Here is a 14,892-nt window from a genome sequence, read left to right as displayed (position 1 = left end):
TTTCTTCTCGCGTCGGCACCTTTCCCCTGAAGATAAGGATTTCTCGGAGGTCTCCGAAGGTGAATCCGAACTTTTCACCCAATGAGTCGATGATCGGAAAAAGGATGCTCGCATGCGCATGAAACACCGGTTACCGGCGCTAATGGGTGAAGGTCGCCACAGGCAGTGAAAACCGGGGCCCACCAGGGAAGAGAATTCGTCTTCCCGGTGGACCCCGGTGATTTTCCGGTACGGAAATGCTCTCAGCTGGTGATGTCCTTCGTCGCGAACCGGCGGCCCGCCAGGAGGAAGAACATCGTGCCGTACAACGCCGCCGACAACATGCCGTTGGCCATGTTCGTCCAGTCGATGTCGGTCGAGATCAGGTCCATCCACGAGAACGCGAAATGCGTCGGCAGATAGTCCCGCAGGCCTTCGAGCGCGGTGATCTGGTCGAGGATCTGCGAGACGATCGCGACGATCACCGCGCCGCCGACGGCGCCCAGCGGGGCGTCGGTGGCGACCGAGAGCAGCATCGCCAGCCCGGCCACCCACGCCAGCTGCAGGATGATGTAGATCGTCGCCAGACCCATCGCGATGAGACTGTCGCCGAACGACACCGCGTCCCCGGTCGGGCTGATCGCGTCGCCCGCGCCGTAGAAGATGACGCCGACCACCAGCGACACCAGCGGCAACAGGATCAACGCGGCCGCGGAGAGGATGCCGGAGACGATCGCCTTCTGCCGCAGCACCCGATGCCGGGGGACCGGCATGGCGAGCAGGTATTTCAGGCTCGACCACGACGCCTCGCTCGCGATCGTGTCGCCGTAGAACAACGCCACGATCATCGGGAGCAGGAACGTCCCGGAGACGAACAGCGCGAGCACCACGAAGTTCGGCGCGCTCGCGGTCGCGAGGTCGACGAAGCCGCCGCTGCGGCGGTTCGGGTTGGCCTGGCCGATCTCGAACGCGATCACCAGGATGAACGGCAGCAGCGCGACGAACCCCAGCATCAGCTGGGTCCGCCGCCGTTTGAGCTGCCGCTTCAGTTCGACGCCGAGCCGCAGCGTCCGGTCGGCGCGGTACCCCGCCACCGCCCCGTCCGGGCCGACCTCGGTCGGCTCGTGCGACGCGACTTCGGTCAGCTCCAGCAGTGCCGCCGGATCGGTGTGCACGCCGTGATCCGCCCGGGTCGCCGGGCCGGAACCATTGGTCTTACTCACCCTTCGAGTCCTCTCCGACCAGCTGCAGGAACGCGTCTTCCAGACGGCGCCGCGGCCCGGCCTGCTCGACCGCGACCCCGGCCCGCACCAGGGCGGCGACCGCTTCGGCGCGGGCGAGACCGTCGAGATCCGCGTGGACCAGTTCCCCGTCGACGTCGACGCCGGAAACGCCGCCGACCTTTCGCAGCGCTTCGGCCGCTTCGGCGGGCTTGTCGACGCGGAACGTCGCCTCACCACTGGACGCGGCCAGTTCGCCGACCTCACCCGAGGCGACCAGCATGCCGCGGTGCATCACGACCACGTGCGTACAGGTCTGCTCGACCTCGGCCAGCAGGTGGCTCGAGACCACCACGGTGCGCCCCGTCGCCGCGTAGCGCTGGAGCACCTCGCGCATCTGGTGGATCTGTGGCGGGTCGAGCCCGTTGGTCGGTTCGTCGAGCACCATGAGCTCCGGCAGGCCGAGCATCGCCTGTGCGATCGCGAGCCGCTGCCGCATGCCCTGGCTGTAGGTGCGGACCCGCCGGTTCACCGCGTCGCCGAGCCCGGCGATCTCCAGTGCCTCGGCGAAATGCGCCTTGTCCTCCGGGCGGCCCGTGCTCGCCCAGTACAGTTCCAGGTTCTCCTTGCCGGACAGATGCGGCAGGAAGCCCGAACCCTCCACAAAGGACCCGATCCGGGACAGCACCGGCGCGCCGGGCGCGATCAGATGGCCGAACACGCGGATGGTGCCCGCGGTCGGCGTGATGAGCCCCATCAGCATGCGCAGGGTCGTCGTCTTGCCCGCGCCGTTCGGCCCGAGCAGGCCGAGCACCTGGCCGGGTTCGACCCGGAACGACAGATCCTTCACCGCGACGAACCCGCCCGCGTAGGCCTTTCGCAGCCCTTCGATCACCAGCGGCGTCTTCGCCAGGCTCTCGTCGACGTCGTGCGCGCGGCGGCGGCGGAACGCGGCGATCACCGCGATCGCGATACCCGCGAGCAGCGTCCCCGTGATACCGAGCAGCTGCGCGACGGGCGCGCCCGCGCCGACCGAGTTGCCGTGGACGACCGGGACGGCGAGCCGTCCGCCGTCCGCCAGCCCGATGCGGAACACCGCGGGCTCGACCGGCGTCGCGAACGCCTGGTCCGTCGTGCCGACGACCAGCCTGAGTGTGTGCCCGGCTTCCAGCGGCCGCACGATGCCCGGCAGGGTCACCGTCACCTCGACCGGACTGCCGTCTGCGGGCAGACCGGAGACGCGGAAGGGCGCGACGGCGTTGGCCGGAAGCGTGCGGACGCCTTCCGAGTTGACGTCGTAGAGCTTCGCGAACAGGACGGCTTCCTTCCGCGGAGTCCCGGTGGAGGGATCCGCGGAGACCTGCAGCCGGACCGTCGAGGAACCGGCCGCGATCGTCTGCGCGTCGAGCGGCGGCGTCGCGAACTGCGCGGCCTGCCCCGGCGGGTCCAGGCTGAACAGTCCGGAAAGCCGCGACGAGCCCGCCACCGCGCCGTTCAAACCGGGGATCCCGCTCACCGCGGCGGGATTGCCGCCGGCGGGCCGGACGACGGGCTGCGCCGGGCCCGCCAAGGTGAACTGCCGCCGCTCGGTGGCCTCCCCGGTCGCTCCCGGGTACGCCGGGGCGCTGACGGTCCGGACCGACGGGGCGCCGTTCGCCCGCAGCGTGCCCTGGATGTCGTAACTGAACCCGGTGCCGGGATCGGTGCCCTGCCCGGTGAGGGAGAACTTGAGGAAGTCGGCGATCTGCGCGCGCAGCTTCTGCCCGGGCTTCCCGCCGTCGTGGCCGCCGGTGTACCAGATCGTGCGGACCTTGCCGCCCGCGGCGGAGATCTGCCGGGCGGTCGCGTCGGACTGGTCCAAGCCGAACAGGGTGTCGCTTTCGCCCTGCACCAGCAGGGTCGGCACGGTGATCTTGTCCGTCACGGACGCGGGGGAGACCCGGCGGAGCAGGTCGACGGTCTTCTGGCTCGCCTTCCCGGTGGTGGCGAGTTCGGTGTAGGCCTGGCAGACGTCGGCGGTGAACCGTCCACAAGGGTCGGCGGGGCCGGACGGCGGACGCTGCCCGTCCGGGCCACCGAGCGGCAGCGACTGGGCCGCGGCCCCCGCCGCTCCCGTGCCCTGTGCCGCACCGGATTCGCTCGTCTCGTCGCCGGCTTCGGGCGCGTCGTTGGCGGGGGAGCCGCTTTGCGCCGCGCCGGAACCGGCGGAGAAGAAGATGCCCGCCCACGACTTCTTGAAGACGCCGTCCGCGGAGAACGCGCCGGCGGCCGGGGTGGTCGCGTTCGGCGCGGCCGGGGCGGCGGCGTTCGGGAAGAGGCCCTGCGCGAGATCGTTGTAGGTGATCACCGGCGCGATCGCGTCGACCCGCTTGTCGGTCCCGGCGAGCAACAGCGAAAGCGCGCCGCCGTACGAAGCGCCGGACACTGCCACCTTCGGGTCGCCGTTCTCGCTGAGGACCTCCGGACGGCCGGCCAGGCTGTCGATCAGCTTCCGGGCGTCGGCGACCTCGCGGTCCGGGTCGTTCAGCGCGATCTTCCCGGTGCTGCGGCCGAAGCCACGCGCGGACCAGGTCAGCACGACGAAGCCCTTGTCGGCGAGTTCACGGGCTTCGGCGGCGACACTGTTCTTGTCACCGCCGAAACCGTGGGCGAGCAGCACGGCCGGAGCCGGGGTCTGTTCGGGCAGATACGTGGTCGTGTCGATCTTGACGACCTCGGACGAGCCCGGCGTTTCGGGCAGATCGAGGGTCGCGTCCTGGGTTCTGACCGCGGACGGGGCTGGTTCGCTGTTCGTCCACACGACGGCCGCGGCGGCCAGGACCACCACGACCGCGGCGAGCGCGGTGAGCTTCGCGCCTCGCGTGCGAGGGAGCGGGATTCGGGGCACGGAATGACCGTATTTCACCGAACCTGAGAGTCGCTTCTCCAGCACACAGGGACCACACATGTGTGCGGGGTGTGACAGGCGTTACGTCATCATCTTGGTGACAAGGGCAACCTTAACTGGCGTCAGACGTACAGACAGGTCAAACTGGACCAGCTGTGAGGGGAGTATTCCTTCGCGGCGGTGTCGTCAGCACGGTGGCCTTCGCGGGCCCCCGGCACCGTCGGCCGGTTTCGCACCGGCGGAAGAGACCTCCGGTTAGTTGCTGCTGTGCACTATCCGGAGGGTTGGATACATGTCTGTTCCCCTGTGGCTATGGATCGCCACGGTCGGTGGCCTGCTCGCGCTGATCGCGCTGGACCTGGTCATCGTCGATCGCAAGCCGCATGAGGTCACCACCGGCGAAGCCGCCCGGTGGGTCATCTTCTACGTCGCCGTGGCCGTCGCCTTCGGCGTCGGTGTCTGGGTGTTCGCCGGACACGACCCAGGGGTCCAGTTCTTCACCGGGTACATCACCGAGTACTCGCTGAGCGTCGACAACCTGTTCATCTTCATGATCATCATGACGTCGTTCAAGGTGCCCGCGATCCACCAGCACCGCGTGCTGCTGATCGGCATCCTGCTCGCGCTCGCCATGCGCAGCGTGTTCATCGCCGTGGGCGCCGCGCTGATCGCGCAGTTCGTCTGGGTCTTCTTCCTCTTCGGCGCCGTCCTCATCTGGACCGCGATCAGCATGGTCCGCAACAAGGACGAAGAAGAGGAATACGAGGAGAACGCGCTCACCCGCTGGGTGCGCAAGCTCTTCCCGGTCACCGAGGAGTGGCATGGGCACAAGTCCTTCGTGAAGAAGGACGGCAAGCGCTGGATCACCCCGATGTTCCTGGTGATCGTCGCGATCGGCAGCGCGGACCTGCTGTTCGCGGTCGACTCGATCCCCGCGATCTTCGGTATCACCCAGGAGGCCTTCCTGGTCTTCACCGCCAACGCGTTCGCGCTGATGGGCCTGCGCCAGCTGTACTTCCTGCTCGGTGGCCTGGTCACCAAGCTGGTGTACCTGTCCTACGGCCTCGCGGTGATCCTCGCCTTCATCGGTGCCAAGCTGTTCCTGCACGCGCTGCACGAGTACCACGTCGTCCCGGACTGGCTGGACATCAACAACTGGGTCTCCCTGGGTGTCATCGTCGTGGTCCTGAGCGTGACGACGCTGGCCAGCCTCGCGAAGGCGAAGAAGCTGGAAGCCGCTGAGCAGGAGTCTTCAATCAGTAGTTAGAGCTGCTAAGTATCGGGTACCGTCGGGGCCGTGCGTCCCGTTGACATCGAAGCCCTGACGGTCCCCGGCATCCTCGCGCTGCACGGCGACCTGCTGCTCACCGCGGTGAGCAGGCCTGATCTGAAGACGAACAGCTACCGCGGCGGCCTGCGCAAGGTCGACCTCGGCGGAGGCGGAGAAGGGCCATGGACCCACGGGGCCAAGGACTCCGCCCCCGCCATCTCGCCGGACGGCCGGTGGGTCGCGTTCCTCCGGGCGGGAGAGGGCTCCGGGCGCGTGGCCAAACCGCAGCTGCACGTGATCCCCGCGGCCGGCGGCGACGCGAAGCGGATCACCGATCTTCCTCTCGGCGCGGGCGCGCCGGTCTGGGCGCCGGACTCGCGCCGCGTCGCCTTCGTCGCCCGCGTGCCGGAAGCCGGCCGCTACGGCACCGAGAACGCGGACGGCGAAACGCCGGAGCCGGGTGAAGAAGCGCCGCGGCACATCAAGAACCTCTTCTACCGCGTCGACGACGCGGGTTTCCTCAACGACCGTCCACAGCGTCTGTTCGTCGTGGACACCGTGTCCGCGCTGGACGAGGAGAAGCCCGCCGAGCTCACGCCGCTGACCGACGACCGGGCCGACGTCGATCATCCTTCGTGGACGGACGACGGCGAGCACGTCCTCTTCACCGCCCCGCGTGACTGGGCCGCCGAAGACACCGTCCGCTCGGACGTCTACGCCGTGCCCGCCGCCGGTGGCGAACCCCGGCTGCTCGTCCGGTCCCTGGGCACCGCGGACCGGCCGGTCGTCGCGCCGGACGGTTCGATCCTGTTCTACGGCACCGAGTTCTCCGGTCAGGAGGAGATCGCCCGCAACACCGGGCTCTGGCACGCGCCCTGGCCCTCCGGAGCCGGGCCCGCGTCCCCGCGGCGGCTGACCGACGTCGAAACGGTGGACTGTGACAACGCGGCGAGTGCTCCGGTCGTTCTCGGCGACGAGGTCCTCGTCGTGGTCCGCACTCGCGGCGCCGCCGAGCTGCGCGCCGTTCCCTTCGCCGCCGAATTGGCCGGGTTGAAGACGTTGCGGCACCTGGCGGGCGAGCGCACCGTGGTGAAGTCGTTCGCCGTCGACGGCGCGCGGATCGTCGCGGTGATCGGGACGCCTGAGAGTTCCGGTGACGTCGTGCTGCTGTCGGACGGTGAGCCTCGCGTGCTCACCGACTACTCGAAGGCGTTGCGGGACACCGGGATCCTGCCGCTGGAGGAATTGGACACGACCGCTCCCGACGGCTATCCGGTCCACGGCTGGATCGTCCGGCCCGAGGGCGACGGGCCGCATCCCGTGGTCCTGATGGTCCACGGTGGACCGTTCGCGCCGTACGAATGGAAGGTCTTCGACGAGGCGCAGGTGCTCGCCGCCGCGGGCTACGCCGTCGTACTGGGGAACCCGCGCGGCTCCGCCGGCTACGGCGAAAGCCACGGCCGGAGCATCGTCCACGGCTTCGGCACCGTGGACGCGGACGATCTGCTGGCATTGCTGGACGAAGCGCTCAAACTGCCCAACCTGGACGGCGATCGCGTCGGCGTGATGGGCGGCTCGTACGGCGGCTTCATGACCAGCTGGCTCGCCGCGCATCACGGCGGCCGGTTCCGCGGCGCGTGGAGCGAGCGCGCGGTCAACGCCTGGGACTCGTTCGTCGGCAGTTCCGACATCGGCTGGTTCTTCGCCGGGGGCTACGTCGGGGACGACCCCGACGAGCAGCGCAAGCGCAGCCCGCTGACCTACGCGGGGAAGATCGACATCCCGTTCATGGTCGTGCACTCCGAGCAGGACTGGCGATGCCCGCTGGAGCAGGCGCAGCGGATGTACGTGGCCTTGCGGCAGAACGGTGTCGCGGCCGAGTTCCTGCTGTTCCCCGGCGAGGGGCACGAACTCACGCGGTCGGGGCTGCCCCGGCACCGGGTGCAGCGGTTCGACGCCGTGCTGGAGTGGTGGGGCCGCTACCTCTGATCTCTCGGGTCACCGGACGCTATGAACGGTCCGTTCCTTGCGAAATTTGCAAGGAACGGACCGTTCATAGCATCGGTCAGCTGAGCAGCGTGTAGTTCAGCTCTTCGCACACCCGGCCCAGCGGGACGTCGAGCCCCGGGTGGTCCAGTGGAAGCAGCACGTCGGGCGCGATCGGCAGGGAGTTCCCGGCGGGCGGGTCCCACAGCGCGAGCGCGGGGCCACCGGAATCCATGGACGACCGGTACCAGACACCGTCGAGGTCGCCGAAGGCGGCGCGGATGGCACGCGCCCAGGCCTGGGTGATCTTCTTCGGGCCGCTGGAGATCTCCTGCGAGGCGCCGACGCGGGTCGGCCACAGGCCGGCGAGGTCGAGCAGCCGCAGCGTGCGGGTCGGCCGGACGACCACCAGGCGCGGGCCGCGGGATTTGCGGTCGACCGTCGACGTGGTCTGGAAGACCTCCGCGATACTGGTGCGCACGGTGAGCCCGAAGTACAGGACGCCGTTGCCGGGGTCGGTGACCGGGCGACCGCCGCGACCGGGGGTCTGCGGGTCGAAGCGGCCGTGCGGGAGCGGGCCGCTGTAGCGGAACGAATTCCACTGCTGGGGGTGGTTGCCGTGCGCGGTGAAGATCCTGACCAGCCTGGTGCCGGGGTGCACCGTCACCACGTCGTTGGTGCGGTGCAGCTCCTTGACCAGGACAGAGCGTGCGGGCGGCAGGGGGAGCCGGGCCATACCTCGGGAGTCGTCCGTCCTTGTCGGGTGATCTTGCTCGTTGTGGTCAGCCTACGGCCTACCACCGACTGAAATTCCGTCGTCGGGCAAAGATCTCAGAACGGCGAGCCCAGCGTGGCCACCAGTCTCGCGACGTGCTCGGGATCGCCGCCGGAGAGGAGCCATTGGCGCGGGGTGGCGGGATGCTCGTTGATCACCAGATCGGCCTGTGGGGTACTCATGAACGCGGCGACGACGAGCGCGGGCTGGTCCTCGGGGACGGCGCGCAGCACGATCTCCAGGCCGGGCAGTACCCCGGAGCCGGCGAACTGCCAGGCGGGCAACCGCCAGCCCTGGTCCTTCCAGCCGGTCAGCCTGCCCTCCTTCAGGCGGTGGCGGATACGGCTGTCGTCCACGCCCAGTGCTTTCGCCGCTTCCAGCACGCTGAGCGCGGAATCGGCGAGCACGGCGTGCGCGGCGACCGTCCGGGCGCGGAAGTCCGGCTCGTCCTCGCCGCGGGGCGAGAGGTCCAGGCCGACGTCGGTGAGCGCGGCCCGCTGGTCCGCCGAGAAGTAGTGCGACGGGTCGGGGTTCGGTGGGGTCAGCCTCCGCGCCGCGTCCTCGACGAGGTTCAGGAACTCGTTGGCGTCGACCTTCAGGCCCGCCTTGGCGAGAACGTTCTCGAGCGCTATCGACATAGCGCCTAGGGTAACGCGTCTGTGCGGGTTCGTGCGGTCTCATCTCGATTTCGTGGGTGAATTCACCAGAGATGAACACGGAGTGCACGGAATCAAACACGTGCAGTAGGGAATATCGCAATAGTGTGCCCGCATCGGACCAGCTTGTCCAGGACTTCGGCTTGACAGGTGGTAAGTAGGAACTTACCGTCCGAAAGGTAAACGATTTCTTACCACCGCTTCGGAGAACCCGGCTGGTGTGGGGCCGGCTTGGGGGAACAAGGGGGTGGGGCGTTCCTGGGCGGCCGGTGCGAACCGGTCGCCCAGGCACGTCGTGCACCTGGATCTCCGGGGTCAGTCGCGCCGAGAGCTCCGGCGCACGATCAGTTTCGCCTGCAGCGTGGTCGTCGTGGCCTTGCGCGTGCTGTCGCCGATGCGGGCGAGCAGCAGTTCGGCGGCGACCCTGCCCACCTCGTTCGCGGGCTGCGCGACCACCGTCAGCGGCGGGTCGATCAGCGTCGTCCACGGCGCGTCGTCGAACGACACGATCCCCACGTCCTGTCCCGAGCGCAGGCCTCGTGCGGCCAGCGCCTCCAGGACACCGATCGCCATCGTGCTGTTGCCCACCAGCAGCGCGTCCGGCGGCTCGGGCTCGTCGAGCAGGCTGAGCGCGGCGAGCCTGCCGCCCTCCGCGCGGAACTCGGCCCGCCGGGTGAGCGCGTTCTCCTCGCCGACGACGTCCGTGTAGCCGGCCAGCCGGTCTTCCGCCGTGCGCACCCCGGGCGGCCCGCTGACGCAGGCGACCCGCCGGTAGCCGCCGTCGAGCAGATGCCGGGTCGCGTCCTGGGCGGCGAGCCGGGTGTCGACCAGCACCTGATCGCCGGTGTTCTTGAGCAGTGGCCGGTCGACGGCGACCACGGGCGTGCCGCGTTCGGTCAGCCGGTCGACGTTGGTGGCCCGGCCGGTGGGGGAGAGCACCACGCCGGCGACCCGTTCCTGGAGGGCGACGTCGATGTAGCGCCGCTCCTTCTCCTCGTTGTCGTCCGCGTTGCACAACACCACCGAGTAGCCCGCGGTCTGCGCGATGTCCTCGACGCCGCGGGCGATCGCGGTGAAGAAGGGGTTCTCCACGTCGGAGATGATGAGGGCGAGCACCGCGGTCTCCTGACGGCGCAGATTCCTCGCGAGGCCGTTCGGGTGATAGCCCAATTCCGCGGCGGCGGCCTGTACCCGTGCCGCGAGTACCGGGTCCACAGTGGACTTCCCGTTGAGCGTCCTCGACACGGTCGCCGTCGAAACCCCGGCCTTCGCCGCCACGTCGTTGATGGTGGCCACCGTGACCTCCCCTTCTGCAGGTGTATTTGACACCTTCGCACGGGAAGAATAGCTTGACCGACAATCGTTACCATCCGCTGATCGCGCTACTCGCGCGGAGGAGTTCGGAGGGGTCGTGGGGGAACCGGGCCTGGTGCTCGGCATCGACATCGGCACTTCGAGTTCCAAAGGTGTCCTCGTCGATTCCCGGGGCGCGGTGGTGGCGCGGGCGGCCCGGCCGCACGACACGTCCCGGCCCCGTCCCGGCTGGTTCGAGCACGACGCGGAAACCGTGTGGTGGCACGACTTCCTCGCACTGGCGAGGGAGCTTTCGGCGGCCGCGGAGGATCATCCCATCATCGGGGTGTCGGTCAGCGGGATCGGGCCGGTGCTGTTGCCTGCCGACTCTTCCGGGAAACCGTTGCGCCCGGCGATCCTTTACGGCGTCGACACCCGCGCATTCGACGAAATCCGGGAATTGAACCAGGAATTCGGCGAAGAATCCATTGTGGAACGTGGCGGGAGCGCGCTCGGGTCACAGGCCGTCGGGCCGAAATGGCGCTGGCTGGCCAAGAACGAGCCGGACGTGTTCGAGCGGGCGAAGCTCTTCTTGATGGCGAGTTCGTTCCTTGTACTGAGGCTGACCGGTGAATACGTCCTCGACCATCACTCCGCGAGCCAATGCGATCCGATGTACGACCTGCGCGAGGCCCGCTGGGCGGCCGACCGGGTCGCCGCGATCGCCCCCGGTATCGAGCTGCCCAGGCTCGCGTGGCCGACCGAGGTGGTCGGCTCGGTCACCGCCGAGGCGGCCGCGGAAACCGGCCTGCCGCAAGGGATCCCGGTGACGGCGGGCACGGTGGACGCCTGGGCCGAGGCGACCAGTGTCGGGGTCGTCGCGCCCGGGGACACGATGCTCATGTACGGCACCACGATGTTCCTGGTCCAGACGCTCTCCGATCCCCGCCCCGGGCAGGGGTTGTGGACGACCCGCGGCGCTTTCCCCGGTACTTATTCGCTCGCGGCGGGGATGGCCACGTCCGGTGCGATCACCGACTGGCTGCGGGAGCTCGTCGGCGGCGAGTTCGGCGACCTGGCCGCGGCGGCAGGCGAGGTCCCGGCGGGCAGCCGCGGATTGCTGATGCTGCCGTACTTCGCGGGAGAACGGACACCGGTGCCGGATCCGGACGCGAGGGGTATCGTCGCCGGGCTCACCACTTCCCACGATCGTGCCGATCTGTATCGCGCGGCGCTGGAAGGAACGGCGTACGGGGTGCGGCACAACCTGGAAGCCATGCGGGAGGCGGGTGGCGGCACGGGGCGGTTCGTCGCCGTCGGCGGCGGGACGCGGGGCGGTGTGTGGACGCGGATCGTCAGCGACGTCGCGCGGATCGACCAGGAGATCCCCGCGGAAACCATCGGCGCGGCGTTCGGGAACGCCGTTCTCGCGTCCGTCGCCCTGGGGCGGGAGCCGGATATCGAAGCCTGGAACCCCGTCGCCGAAATCGTCCGTCCGAGCGCGGACGCCGACGTCTACGACGAGTTCTACCCGCACTACCGCGCGCTGTACGAGTCCACAGTGGACATCGCTCACTTCCTGGCGCGGAAGAACTCGCTCGCCTTCAGCCCGGAGAATTCGCGGCAATCCCGGCTCAGGTGAGCTTGATCGGCGTAGCCCGCCGAGTAGGCCAGCGAGGCGAGATCCGGCGCTGCCCCCGAGAGACCGATGGCGCGCTGGAACCGGCTGACGCGCAGGTAGGTCGCCGGACCGTAGCCCACGGCGAGGGTGAACCGCCGCCGCAACTGCCGTTCCCCGGTGGTGAACCGCTTCAGCACGGCGGAAACCCTGGGCGCCCCGCCGTCCAGCCTGGCGATCAGCTCCGAGATCTCCCGGTCGGCTCGTCCGGCTCGGCGCCGCGCGACGACGTCGGTCAGCGAAGCGGTGCCGGAGAGCACCCGCTCGGCCAGCAGTTCGCCCTCCCTGCCCCAGAGATCGGCGAGGGAGACGCGCTGATCACGCAGCTCGTCGGCACCCAGCCCCAGGACGTCGCCCGCCCTGCCGGGGGCGAACCGCACACCGCGTGCCCGTGCGCCGGTCTCCCAGGCCCAGGCCGCGGTGTCCGGCCCGGCGACGAAGACCTCACCGCCGCTCTCCACCAGGTCCACGCAGCCGTCGGGCACGATCCGCTTCGGCGCCCCGCCCGTGTCCTCCCACAGGCAGCGCACCACGCCGTCCAGGCCGCCGGGTGCCGTCGTCTCCCGATACACGGTTGCCATCATGCCCCCGGGCTACGACAGAATCAGGCCGTGTCCGAAGCAGAGATCGATTCACTGGCCTGGATCCACGTCCGCGACCGCCGCCTCCTGTCGGTGCGGACCGAGGGCAAGGCCAAGTTCTACCTGCCAGGAGGCAAGCGTGAGCCGGGGGAGGGCGACGTCGCCGGGCTGTGCCGGGAGATCCGGGAGGAGCTCGGCGTCGAGCTCGACCCGCTGAGCTTCCGCTTCTTCGCGGTGCTGAACGAGCAGGCCGACGGCTACGCGGACGGCCGCCGCGTCCGCATGACCTGTTACACCGCCGAGCATCGCGGTGAGCCCGCGCCGGGACGCGAGATCGCGGAGTCCGCGTGGCTGTCCTCTGCCGACGCCCACCTCTGCCCGCCGGCGGGCAGGCGGATGCTCGGGCTGCTCGCCGACACGGGTCTCGTCGACTGACGCCGTGTCACTCAAAGTGAGCTATTCGGCCCACTGTGTTTACGTCGATCGCCTCATGACCAGGTGCTCCCCAGTCACTGGGGCACCCAAAAGGGTGAATATCGGGTTTCTTCCCGATAACGGCTAACGCGGAGTCACCTTCGAACGAGAAGTAGTCGACGCACTCGACGGAAGTGCGCTCGGACGAGAGAAGACCTCTCCATGGGTGTTCCTACCGCGACCCCTCCGGCATCGGCGCCGGGGCAGGGTGCCCCCGGCAGGCTGAAGCCGCTGGGGACCGTCGTGGTCGTGCTGGGTGTGGTGGCCGTCGCCGTCACCCTGACCGGTTACATGCTGCCGAAGGCCTCGCGCCCCGTGCAGAGCCCGCCCGCGCCGAGGGTCGAACAGGCCGCGGCCGCCGTGCGCACCGTGATCCATTCGGTCGTCTACGAACTTTCCGGTGCGAAGGGCGCCCAGAACGTCACCTATGTCGCGCAGGGCTCCGAACTCCTGCAGAAGACCGACGTGGCGGCGCCGTGGAGCACCACGTTCGAGCGCGAGAGCCAGGAAGGCCGCGACGAGTTCTACAGCCTCTCCGCGCAGGGCTCGGGAAGCGGCGCGTTGCGGTGCCGGATCCTCGTGGACGGCGAGGTCGTGAGCGACCGCACCGCCCCCGCTCCGGGCGCGCCGGTGACCTGTACCTCCTGATCCCTACGGCAGGATCATCCGGGTGACGGATGGTGCGATCGCGTTCGGCCCGGTGCTCGCCGTGGTCTTGGCCGTGCTGGCGATCTTCGGCGCGGCGGTGGTGCACTTCGGGCGGCTGGGGCAGGGCAAGGCGGTGCTGTTCGCGGCCGCGCGCGCCGTCGTGCAGCTCGCCGCCGTGTCGCTGGTGATCGTCGGGATCCTGGAATCGGGCTGGCTTACCGGCGGTTTCGTGCTGCTGATGTTCGCGATCGCGGCGATCACGTCCGCGCGCCGGATCGGGGTGGCGAAGGATCTCGCGTGGGTCGCGCTCGCCATCGCGTCCGGAGTGGTGCCGGTGCTGACGCTCGTCCTCGCGACCGGGGTGGTCCCGTGGCGGCCCATCGCGATCGTGCCGATCGCCGGGATCGTCATCGGCGGCGCGATGTCCGCGACCTCGCAGGCGGCGCGGCGGGCACTGGACGAACTCGTGTCCCGGCACGGCGAGTACGAAGCCGCGCTGGCACTCGGTTTCCTTCCCCGCCCGGCCGCGCTGGAGATCTGCCGCCCCTCGGCGGGGCACGCGCTGATCCCCGCCCTCGACCAGACCCGGACCGTCGGCCTGGTGACCTTGCCCGGCGCCTACGTCGGTGTCCTCCTCGGTGGCGCCGGGCCGGTGCAGGCCGGGGTGACGCAGGTGCTCGTGCTGATCGGGCTGCTGGCCGCCGAGGCGGTCGCGGTCCTGGTCGTCGTGCACCTGGTCGCGGCGGGCCGGATCAGCCGAAAGGCGACTGAAGATGCGACGTGTCGTTGAACCGCCGCACCATCCAGTTCTCACCCGACACCACCAGATGCGAGATTGAGCCGTTGTCCGCCCCGAGGAAGGCGAACCGGTTCTTCGCGCCGCTCGCCTGCGCGAAAACCTCGCCGATGACGCCGCCGTGGGTGAACACGGCGATCCTCCGGTCCGGGTTGGCCGCCGCGAGCCTGCCGACGGCCGCCTTGATCCGGCCGCCGAACGACTCCATCGTCTCGGCGCCGGGGATGACATCCCAGCGCTGTTCGCGCCACAGCTCTTCGACGATCGGGTGACCTTCGTGGGTGTAGCGCCGGAAGAGGCCGTTCTCCCAGTCGCCGAGGTGGATCTCCCGCAGGTCCGGCTCGACCTCCGGCGTGAGCCCGAGCTTCGCCGCCAGCGGTGCCGCGGTCTGCGGAGTCCGGCGCAGAGTCGTCACGTACAGCGCGGAGATCCGCTCGTCCGCCAAGCGGCGCCCCACCCGCTCGGCGTGGTCCCTGCCCTCGGGCGCGAGATCCGGATCGGCCTGCCCGTCGACGAGGTCGAACGGCTCGTCGCCCCTCGCCGGGGCCGATTCACCGTGGCGGACAAGGAAGATCTCGGTCGCGCCCGGCGGAGGTGAGAACCGGTACTGGCGGTATTCGACTTCCTGCTCAGGGGTGCTCATACCCGG

Annotated in this window: 13 protein-coding genes; 6 read left to right on the top strand and 7 right to left on the bottom strand. The window is 69.6% G+C overall.

The window, feature by feature from the left end:
* Nucleotides 1–242 precede the first annotated feature (242 nt).
* Together ACIBTM_RS44640 and ACIBTM_RS44635 are read right to left on the bottom strand one after the other, a co-directional pair.
* Nucleotides 243–1,202 carry an ABC transporter permease gene (locus tag ACIBTM_RS44640; RefSeq protein ID WP_395883179.1) on the bottom strand — a complete coding sequence of 320 codons (960 nt, stop codon included), beginning with the start codon at nt 1,200–1,202 and terminating at the stop codon, nt 243–245.
* Nucleotides 1,195–4,104 (bottom strand): alpha/beta fold hydrolase, encoded by a 2,910-nt coding sequence (locus ACIBTM_RS44635; RefSeq protein ID WP_395883178.1) that lies wholly within the window; start codon nt 4,102–4,104, stop codon nt 1,195–1,197. Before ACIBTM_RS44635 ends, ACIBTM_RS44640 begins: the two co-directional genes overlap by 8 nt.
* A 274-nt stretch (nt 4,105–4,378) precedes the next feature.
* Between ACIBTM_RS44635 and ACIBTM_RS44630 the strand changes: the two genes are divergently transcribed.
* Together ACIBTM_RS44630 and ACIBTM_RS44625 are read left to right on the top strand one after the other, a co-directional pair.
* A complete protein-coding gene (locus tag ACIBTM_RS44630) occupies nt 4,379–5,353 on the top strand; it encodes a TerC family protein (RefSeq protein WP_395883177.1) in 975 nt (324 codons plus the stop codon).
* A 30-nt stretch (nt 5,354–5,383) separates the two neighbouring features.
* A complete protein-coding gene (locus ACIBTM_RS44625; protein WP_395883176.1) occupies nt 5,384–7,345 on the top strand; it encodes a S9 family peptidase in 1,962 nt (653 codons plus the stop codon).
* A 76-nt stretch (nt 7,346–7,421) separates the two neighbouring features.
* On the opposite strand, the gene ACIBTM_RS44620 is transcribed toward ACIBTM_RS44625, so the two are convergent.
* The 3 genes from ACIBTM_RS44620 to ACIBTM_RS44610 all read right to left on the bottom strand — a co-directional run bounded on the left by ACIBTM_RS44620 (nt 7,422) and on the right by ACIBTM_RS44610 (nt 10,069).
* On the bottom strand, nt 7,422–8,078 hold the full coding sequence (locus ACIBTM_RS44620; RefSeq protein WP_016335461.1) for an RES family NAD+ phosphorylase: 657 nt from the start codon (nt 8,076–8,078) through the stop codon (nt 7,422–7,424).
* 95 nt (nt 8,079–8,173) lie between these two features.
* Nucleotides 8,174–8,755: a DNA-binding protein gene (locus tag ACIBTM_RS44615; RefSeq protein WP_395883175.1), complete on the bottom strand. Its 582-nt coding sequence runs from the start codon at nt 8,753–8,755 to the stop codon at nt 8,174–8,176.
* A 333-nt stretch (nt 8,756–9,088) separates the two neighbouring features.
* Nucleotides 9,089–10,069 (bottom strand): LacI family DNA-binding transcriptional regulator, encoded by a 981-nt coding sequence (locus ACIBTM_RS44610; protein ID WP_395883174.1) that lies wholly within the window; start codon nt 10,067–10,069, stop codon nt 9,089–9,091.
* Nucleotides 10,070–10,184: 115 nt separating this feature from the next.
* On the opposite strand from ACIBTM_RS44610, the gene ACIBTM_RS44605 reads away from it, so the two are divergent.
* Complete coding sequence (locus ACIBTM_RS44605; RefSeq protein WP_395883173.1) at nt 10,185–11,708, top strand: FGGY-family carbohydrate kinase; 1,524 nt, start codon at nt 10,185–10,187, stop codon at nt 11,706–11,708.
* Here ACIBTM_RS44605 and ACIBTM_RS44600 read toward each other — a convergent pair.
* Entirely contained in the window at nt 11,639–12,328 is a 690-nt protein-coding gene (locus ACIBTM_RS44600; protein ID WP_395883172.1) for a helix-turn-helix domain-containing protein, read from the bottom strand. The genes ACIBTM_RS44605 and ACIBTM_RS44600 overlap by 70 nt on opposite strands.
* 27 nt (nt 12,329–12,355) lie before the next feature.
* Here ACIBTM_RS44600 and ACIBTM_RS44595 point away from each other — a divergent pair, with 27 nt between their 5' ends.
* The 3 genes from ACIBTM_RS44595 to ACIBTM_RS44585 all read left to right on the top strand — a co-directional run bounded on the left by ACIBTM_RS44595 (nt 12,356) and on the right by ACIBTM_RS44585 (nt 14,237).
* Complete coding sequence (locus ACIBTM_RS44595; protein ID WP_395883171.1) at nt 12,356–12,760, top strand: NUDIX domain-containing protein; 405 nt, start codon at nt 12,356–12,358, stop codon at nt 12,758–12,760.
* A 201-nt stretch (nt 12,761–12,961) separates the two neighbouring features.
* The gene (locus ACIBTM_RS44590) at nt 12,962–13,447 is read left to right on the top strand and encodes an MmpS family transport accessory protein (RefSeq protein WP_395883170.1); all 486 of its coding nucleotides are present in this window, start codon (nt 12,962–12,964) and stop codon (nt 13,445–13,447) included.
* Between the two features lie 22 nt (nt 13,448–13,469).
* A complete protein-coding gene (locus ACIBTM_RS44585) occupies nt 13,470–14,237 on the top strand; it encodes an ABC transporter permease (protein WP_395883169.1) in 768 nt (255 codons plus the stop codon).
* Here ACIBTM_RS44585 and ACIBTM_RS44580 read toward each other — a convergent pair.
* On the bottom strand, nt 14,200–14,886 hold the full coding sequence (locus tag ACIBTM_RS44580) for a histidine phosphatase family protein (RefSeq protein ID WP_395883168.1): 687 nt from the start codon (nt 14,884–14,886) through the stop codon (nt 14,200–14,202). The genes ACIBTM_RS44585 and ACIBTM_RS44580 overlap by 38 nt on opposite strands.
* Nucleotides 14,887–14,892 lie beyond the last annotated feature (6 nt).

It is taken from the genome of Amycolatopsis sp. NPDC049868 (assembly GCF_044461365.1).
Classification (GTDB): domain Bacteria; phylum Actinomycetota; class Actinomycetes; order Mycobacteriales; family Pseudonocardiaceae; genus Amycolatopsis.
Note: the sequence above shows the minus strand (reverse complement) of the source record. Positions and strands in the feature narration are given on the sequence as shown.

Excerpts from the sequence above, each read along its gene's own strand:
- ACIBTM_RS44615 (WP_395883175.1), bottom strand. The coding sequence starts at position 8,755 with ATGTCGATAGCGCTCGAGAACGTTCTCGCCAAGGCGGGCCTGAAGGTC.
- ACIBTM_RS44630 (WP_395883177.1), top strand. The coding sequence starts at position 4,379 with ATGTCTGTTCCCCTGTGGCTATGGATCGCCACGGTCGGTGGCCTGCTC.
- ACIBTM_RS44600 (WP_395883172.1), bottom strand. The coding sequence starts at position 12,328 with ATGATGGCAACCGTGTATCGGGAGACGACGGCACCCGGCGGCCTGGAC.
- ACIBTM_RS44620 (WP_016335461.1), bottom strand. The coding sequence starts at position 8,078 with ATGGCCCGGCTCCCCCTGCCGCCCGCACGCTCTGTCCTGGTCAAGGAG.
- ACIBTM_RS44590 (WP_395883170.1), top strand. The coding sequence starts at position 12,962 with ATGGGTGTTCCTACCGCGACCCCTCCGGCATCGGCGCCGGGGCAGGGT.
- ACIBTM_RS44580 (WP_395883168.1), bottom strand. The coding sequence starts at position 14,886 with ATGAGCACCCCTGAGCAGGAAGTCGAATACCGCCAGTACCGGTTCTCA.